Source organism: Brucella sp. 22210 (assembly GCF_052045675.1).
Lineage (GTDB): Bacteria > Pseudomonadota > Alphaproteobacteria > Rhizobiales > Rhizobiaceae > Brucella.
The window spans coordinates 1-1,212 of record NZ_JBQEPD010000124.1; the positions used below are offsets into that span (position 1 = coordinate 1).

Below are 1,212 nucleotides of genomic sequence, written 5' to 3' on the forward strand. Positions count from 1 at the left end.
TTTTCTTGTAAGCAAGGATCGCTGCGACCAATACGCAAGTGATCGGAGTGATGTGGCCGACAATTTGGACGAATGTCATTTCCGATACCTCTTCGCTTCAAAGCCTTCAGCCGCCACCGGGCAACCGGCAGCCCATTCGGGCAGCGTTGACATGATTGTTTCCATCTCTTCGACCGACCCGTGATCGTCTGGCACTTCCGTCACCACTTCGTCGTGCACGGTCAGCAGAATCTTGTAGCCAGCAGCTTCAAGTCTTGGCATTGCGTCGGCCATGATGTCGCGGGCAACAGCCTGCGTGGCATTTTCGACGAGCATTCCGCCGTAGGTTTTAATGCGCGCCCACGACGTGCCATTACGGTCGTCGTCGATAACCTTGGCTTTCTTCGACGGATCGATCGTCGAAAAGTAGGTGAGACCTTCCTTCGGATCGCCCCACGGCGTATCGAATTCGCGCACTTCAGGGTAGGGATACGCCAGCAATCGGCCGCTCGGCAGACGCATGAAAAGCCATGAGCCAGCGTGTTTGAACTTCACCTTGCCGCAGGTGGTCGTTACGCCCTTGCTCTGCACCGCGCGAACCGCTGCGTCTTCCATGTCAAACCAGAACTGGCGAATATTAGGGTGTGCATCGCGCCATGCGTCCTTGATGACATTGATCTCGTCATCGTCCATCAATTCCACAGCCGCGCCGCCCATTGTGCGGAACGCGCCGACGCCGCCCTGATAGCCGAGCGCCAGTTCCGACACCTTACCCGGCGACTGGCGTTCGTCCTTGGTGATAGCGCCGGGGTCTTTTCCGAGGATCTTGCCGGCTGCGATCTTGTAAAGGTCGTGACCCAAACGCTCAAAGCCGCCTTTGTTATCGGGTATTCTTTCCCCGGAGGCGTTGAGTTTGAATGTGTCATACGCGCGAAACGCGTCAAGCTTCCATTGTTCGCCAGCCAGCCAAGCCAGTACTCGGCCTTCAATGTTCGAATAGTCGGCCGCGATAATCCGATGGCCTTCTGAAGCCATAACCATACCGCGCAGACAATCGCCGACGACGCTCAGCGGCTGTTCGTACATCATGGTCACATAGTCATAATCGCCGGTGGCGACGACCTCGATTGCAGTGTCGATGTCGCTTTCGTTGGGCCTCTTGATATTCTGCGGCTGAAAGCGTCGCCCGCCCCATCGGCCAGTGGACGCCGCATGGTATTGCAGCAACCCCTT

General features: G+C 57.0%; 1 pseudogene. It reads right to left on the reverse strand.

Annotated elements, in window-relative coordinates:
* Nucleotides 1-75: 75 nt before the first annotated feature.
* Nucleotides 76-1,212, reverse strand: a pseudogene (locus ACTJKP_RS26865) (hypothetical protein); the annotation flags it as partial.